The following is a 6,178-nucleotide window of genomic DNA, read 5'->3' as shown; positions in this document are numbered from 1 at the left end:
AAATTTAAGAAGCCTGCTTAGGAAACTAAGCGGGCTTTTTGTCGTTTGCAGCGCTGTCGTTTCACGGGGGAAACTGGCCTTCGTACGCGATTTCCCGCCTGCCCGCGCCCGGTCTCAAACGGGTTCGGACGGCGGGCGCCTGTTATTACCCTCGCGGTTCGCTACCCGCGCGCTCATCTTTCCCGCGTCGGCCATCGAACTGCAGCAGCCTCCCGGTATTCAGCAGCACCAGCAGGGTGCTGAGATTGTGCAATATTGCCGCTACCAGGGCTCCCGCCGCGCCGAGCAGCCCCATCGCCGCGGCAATTACGATTAAAATCGTCCAGCCAAGGCCGATAAAGACGTTGACCCGCAGGGTGGCGCGGCATCGGCGACTGAGCCTTACCGCCAGCGGCAGACGGCGTAAGTCGCTGCCGGTCAGCACCACGTCGGCGGACGCCAGCGCGATATCGGCGCCGTTGCTGCCCATAGCAATACCGACGGCGCCGGCCTTGAGCGCCAGCGCATCGTTGATCCCGTCGCCAACCACCATTGGGCGCCATCCCTCACTGACGGCCCGCTGCACCTGCTGCAGCTTTTCGGCCGGCAGCATTTCGGCCGCCAGCTCGTTGATTCCCGTCCGTTGCGCCACGCGCTGCGCGACGGCCAGACGATCGCCGGTCAGCAGCAGGAAGCGGCCAATGCCGAGGTTTTGCAGCATCCCGATGGCCTCCGGCGCCTCGGGGCGGATCGTATCATCGAGCAGCAGCCAGCCGAGAAAAACGCCGCCTTCCGCGAGACCGACCGTCGGGCCGTCGTGGTCGGGGAGCGATGCGACCGCGATCCGATAGCGGTCAAAGAGCTCTTTTCGCCCCAGCAAAGCCCGGCCGGCAGCGGTGGTGGCGACGACACCCAGCCCCTGAATCTCCTCCACGTCGCGCAGCGTCATCTCTTCATCATCTGCAGGTGCAGGTGCAGGAAGGGTGCCAACCATCGCCCGGCTCACCGGATGATTACTCGCCGCGCCCAGCGCCGAGGCCAGCCGCAGCAGAGACTCGCGAGGGCGCGCGGTTGCCGGGATAACGTCAACCAGCCGCAGCCGCCCCTGGGTCAGGGTGCCGGTTTTATCAATAATGACCGCATCAACGTCCGACAGCTCCTCAAGGAAGGCCGCGTTGCGGATCAGGATGCCGTGCCGGGCAGCCACCGCGATCCCCGCCATCGAGGTGGCCGGGGCGGAGAGCACCAGGGCGCAGGGGCAGGCCGCGACCAGCACCGCCAGCATCGCCTGGCTGTCGTAGGTCAAAAACCAGGTCGTTGCGGCGATCAGCAGCACGAGGATCAGATAGTGTCCGGCGTAGCGTTCCAGCATTCGGGTGATGGGCGGTTTTGCCTGCTCGGCGTCCTGCATCAGCGCCAGCACTTTCCCGAGGGTGGAGTGCTCGCCCGTATGGGTAATCTCGACGCGCAGCAGGCCGTTGAGATTTAGCGTGCCGCCGAAAACCGACATTCCGGGGCAGACCTCCGCCGGCACCGATTCACCGGTAATGGACGCCACATCGAGGCTGGCGTTACCGGAGAGGATCTGCCCATCGGCGGGAATTTGATCGCCAGGGCGAACCTCAACCACGTCGCCGGGGCGCAGCTGCTGGCTGCCGATATTTTCCAGCGATCCGTCCTGGCGCAGGCGTCTCGCCCGGCTATGCGCCAGTTTGCTCAGCCCGGCGATGGCCTGGCGGGTTCCCATGACGCTGCGCTCTTCCAGAATATGGCCGAAAATCATGATCACCGGCAGCAGCGCGGCGGTCATCAGATCGCCCAGCGCCCACGCGCCCAGCATCGCCAGTACGATAAGCAGGTCGGTCACCCCGTGGAGATCCGGATGCAGCAGGCTGTGCCAGCCGGCGCGAAATACCGGCACGGCAACCAGCAGCCAGGCCACGCCGGCCAGAATATCGCCGATCGCCGGCTGATCCGGCGCCACGGCGCGCCAGAGCAGGCTGAGCAACAGCAGTCCGATAGTTATCATCGCCAGCGTCAGCCGACGCGCCATCCGCCGCTGCTCCGCCGGGGTCTGGAGATGATTGCTGAAGTGAATATGTCCGTGGCTGCACGACTGGCTCATGGTGATTTCTCGCTGGCCGGCGGCGTGGCCGGCTGGGGTGGAAGGCCCTGGAGGATCAGGCGGCTGTCGTCTCCGGGGGCGACGGTAATAACCTGTCCGGCCTGCGACAGAATGCGGCTGACCGCGTCGCGCCACAGGCGCAGCAGCAGTCCGCCATCGCTGCCGTCGCGCCGGGTTTGCGCCAGCTGCAGGATGGTTCGGGTATCAACGCTGGCCTTCGCCAGGGTCTCCTGGCGGCCGGCTTCTGCCTGCTGGATGGTGCGATCCGCCTGCTGCTGCGCCTGCTGGCTCAGCAGCGTGGCTGCGGTTCGCGCGCTGGCTATCTCTTTATCGGCCTGCTGGCTGGCGGTCAGCACGGCGTTGAAGGCCGCCACCGCGTTAGCCGGCAGGGATGAAACGATATCGACGCGCTCAATGACGATGCCCGGATCGTTGCCGCTGGCGGCCATCTGCGCCAGGCTTTGCGCCATGTTATGCCTGAAGTCGCTGCGCAGACGGATGCGCTCCTCTGCCGAGTGACGGTCGTTCTGCCGGCTCTCCGGTCTGGCAACCAGAATCGCGTCCAGGCCGCGCTCCATGCAGACGACCGCGGCGGCGCGTTCGGTCAGGCGATCGATCAGCGGCGCGATATGCGCACGCTGTAGCGCGAAACGGACAGGGTCGCTGACCCGCCAAAATACGCGGACGTCCAGCTGCACCACGCCTTCGTCGCCGGTTAAAAGATAGCCTGCACCGGCGCCGGCATCGCCGTCGCGCTCCCAGTTGTTGATCTGCTCCAGCTGCTGGTCGCGGCGCAGCACCGCCACGTCTCGTTCGAGAATGCGTTCGGCGGCCGGCACCAGCTCAATGCTGTTGACGGGATGCGGCCAGGCAAACAGCAGTCCCGCGTTCGCTACGCGGATCGGCCTGCCAAACTGAAAGACCACCGCCCGGCTGTCGGGGGCCACCGAATGGATACAGGAGAACAGCCACGCGCCGGCGGCGAGGATCGCTGCGCCGTACAGCGTAAAGAAGGCGATGCGGTACGACTGTCCCCAGGGCGTTGAGCCCGGCGATGCTGGGGTCATGGCTGCGGCGTCCCGGTCAACGGCGTGGGGCCCTGCACCAGGGTGCGGAACGGCTCCGCGTCGGTACGCAGCACCAGACGGGTGCTGGCGTTAACAATCGTGCTCAGCGTATCCAGCGAACGCAGCAGGTCGTACAGCTGCGGGTCGCTGGCCCGCGCCTTGCCGTAGATGCTGGCCGCGTCGCGCTGGGCGTCGGCGCTGATGGCCGCCGCTTTCACCGCGGCGTCGGCCTGCAGAATGCGCGCATCGCGATCCGCCCGGGAGTGGATTTCAGCGGCCTGACGTTTGCCTTCGGCGGTGCGTTCGGTGGCGATGGTTTCGCGCTCGGCGCGCATGCGGTCCACCGTGGCGTTCAGCGTGACGGCCGGCAGGGTCAGGCGCTCGATCCCGGTCTGGATCAGCTCAATGCCGTAGCTTTTCAGCAGCTGGGCCTGCAGCTGCGACTGCAGCTGGCTCTCCAACTGGGCTATTTTGACCTTTTTAGCATCGACGTTAACGATGTCCGACAGCGCGTAGCTGCTGGCGGTGGTCTCCAGCGCGGAGCCGACAAAGGTGCGGATTTGGCGGGCGGCCTCATCCGGCTGGTTCTGCACGGCGCGGATAAAGCGCAGCACGTTATCGTTATCGGGTTTGACCTTCCAGATAACCCAGGCCTGCACCAGCACCCGCAGGCCGTCGCGGGTGCCCACGTCCTGCAGGCCGCTGGAGGTGGAGCGAATGCGCAGATCGACGTCGAGCGGCGTTTCAAAAGGTGCCGGCAGCCGCCACGCCAGACCGGGCGCGAGCAGGACGCGTACCGGATCGCCAAAGCGGGTCACCACGGTGGCGCTTCCGGCGCGGACCTCCAGCAGGCAGGCGGTTAGTACCGCCAGCGCGACCAAAAATGCCGCCACGGCAAGGCGAATACCGCGCCTGCGGCGCTGCGGGGCGGGCGGAGCGATCTGCCGCTTAACGGCGTTTGGGGGGACGTGGGTGGCGGCTATCGCGCGGATCTTCATGGTGTGCTGGCCTTCTGTGGGGCGGTACTGTCGGATAAAGCGGGATACTGACGGAGATCGAGCACCGGCTCGCTGCTTCCCTGGAGATGGCTATCAAGGATCAGCAGCGGCGTATGGGCCAGCGCCTGGCTCAGTATGTGATAGCGTCGCTCGGTAATAAACGCCTCGCCGGCCTGCTGCCACGCCTGCCGTTCCGCGGTGAAGGTCACCGCGGCGGCCCGGGCCTGAGACAGGTTTTCGGCGGCGGAGGCCTCGGCGTTATTCAGGCCGGTCAGGGCATTACGCTGCGCCTCGCGGCTGACCTTCTCCGCATAGCCCTGTTCGCGCGCAATCAGCGCGTTTGCCGCGATCTGCGCGGCCTGCACTCCGTGGTAGGCGTTGGCCGCCCCGGCGGGAGGATGAATGGCCTCTATGCGGGTGAACAGCAGCTCCACGCCGGTATGCAGGGCGGTAAGACGCTGCTGGATTTGCCGGCTGAGCTCGCTAGCCAGCGTCGCCCGCTGCTCGTCAAGCAGTTCATCCAGCTGCTTGCTGGCAAACTGGGTCACCAGAATCTGCCGGGCGAGGCTGCGAATCATCCCCGCCAGGTCTTCGGTCTGGTACTGGCTGTTAAGCGCATCGCGATCGCTAAGGCCAATGCGCCAGATCACGCGGATATCCATATTCACGATCTGGAAGTTCTGCTGGTCCATGGCGGCGCTGGCGATGACCTGGGACTGGTCCGTGGCGTGGCTGCTATCCCACAGCCGCCAGCTGCTCTGCGGCGCCGGGCCTTCCGCGGCGTCGTCGGGCTGGCGATCCGGCTGCGCTGCCTCGGTGAGATCGCTGAGCTGGAGTTCATGCACCGCGCCGTTCTCAACGGCGACCACCCGGCCAAAGGGCCACGGCAGTCCGGCATGCAGGCCGGGAGCCAGCACGGCGATCGGCCGGCCAAAACGCTCGTATATCCCGCGCTGATGCAGCCCCACCTCCGTTAGCCCGCTGAGCAGCCAGCCCAGCACCGCAATGCCCAGGGTCACCGGTACAAGCCGGCGGCCCATCAGACGAAAGGCGTGGATCTGACGCAGATCGACGCCAAAGCGCTGCTGAAAAGAGTCCAGCGCGTGCAGCAGCGGCCGCGGCGGCCACTGATACTGCGCGGCCAGCAGGCTGCGGGTCAGAAAGCGGGGGGCGGAGTCCGGCGCAGGGGGAGAGGCCAGCGCGGCCAGGGCGCGCAGCGCATACTCCAGCGCCACCAGTAGGATCGTCAGGCTCGCCAGCTTAATGCCCCACAGCGCGGGGACGGGGAACGCCATCGCCGCCAGCAGGGAGAGGGTGAGCAGCAGAAAGAGGCTGAGCATCAAGCGGGCAAGCCCCACGTACTGCTGCCGATGAGGCCAGCCGCGAAGGGGGCGGAAGCTGAGCATGCGTTCGAGCAGTAGCAGCGTAAAGCAGAGCACAATAAACGCGCCGACGGCGATCGGCCGCGGGGCGTCGGCCAGCTCAACGGGCCGGGCATCCGCGATATTGGCGATGGCAAAGGCGCTGGCGAGTGCAGCGGCGAACAGGGTGGTGGCCAGATGCTGATGAAAATGGCGAAGCCAGACCTGCACGCTTTCCGGCAGCAGCCGGCGCAGAAGCGTCGGCTCGTCCTCCGGGCTCCCGGCGGGCGGTGGGGCCTGCCTCCCACCGCCTTCGCAGCGCAGCGCGTTTTCGACAAACGCCAGCGCGACCAGCACCGCGGCGAGCATCAGGCGCGTGACGGGAAGCCAGAACCCGGTGACGGAAAACAGCGCCAGGAACAGATAAATCGCGCCAGCGACGGCGAGAAGGCAGTACAGAATGGCCTGCGCGATAAGCAAACGTCGGCTTCGCGAAGCGACCCGAGGGCGACTCTCGGGTGAGGGGGGCTGCGCCATAGACTCTCCAGTTGATCCGTCCCTGCCCGACGCAACCCGGGCAAACGATCTGCTGAAGTCACCGCTGAGACGAAGAACCGATGGTGTTATGTGATAACATCCGCAATATAA

Annotated in this window: 4 protein-coding genes; all 4 read right to left on the bottom strand. The window is 66.2% G+C overall.

Annotated features, from left to right (window positions below):
• Nucleotides 1–145: 145 nt before the first annotated feature.
• From RTE01_RS24085 to hflK, 4 genes are read right to left on the bottom strand one after another with little or no spacing between them, the layout of a single operon-like run.
• On the bottom strand, nt 146–2,104 hold the full coding sequence (locus RTE01_RS24085; RefSeq protein WP_134526901.1) for a heavy metal translocating P-type ATPase: 1,959 nt from the start codon (nt 2,102–2,104) through the stop codon (nt 146–148).
• Nucleotides 2,101–3,171, bottom strand: a complete 1,071-nt coding sequence (locus tag RTE01_RS24080) for an SPFH domain-containing protein (protein ID WP_134526898.1) — start codon at nt 3,169–3,171, stop codon at nt 2,101–2,103. Before RTE01_RS24080 ends, RTE01_RS24085 begins: the two co-directional genes overlap by 4 nt.
• Complete coding sequence (locus RTE01_RS24075) at nt 3,168–4,169, bottom strand: SPFH domain-containing protein (protein ID WP_115192332.1); 1,002 nt, start codon at nt 4,167–4,169, stop codon at nt 3,168–3,170. The genes RTE01_RS24080 and RTE01_RS24075 overlap by 4 nt, the downstream gene beginning before the upstream one ends.
• The gene (gene hflK / locus RTE01_RS24070) at nt 4,166–6,067 is read right to left on the bottom strand and encodes a protease modulator HflK (protein WP_141335424.1); all 1,902 of its coding nucleotides are present in this window, start codon (nt 6,065–6,067) and stop codon (nt 4,166–4,168) included. The genes RTE01_RS24075 and hflK overlap by 4 nt, the downstream gene beginning before the upstream one ends.
• Between the last annotated feature and the right edge of the window lie 111 nt (nt 6,068–6,178).

The sequence above is a fragment of the Klebsiella terrigena genome (genome assembly GCF_006539725.1).
GTDB classification, from domain to species: Bacteria; Pseudomonadota; Gammaproteobacteria; order Enterobacterales; family Enterobacteriaceae; genus Klebsiella; species Klebsiella terrigena.
Note: the sequence above shows the minus strand (reverse complement) of the source record. Positions and strands in the feature narration are given on the sequence as shown.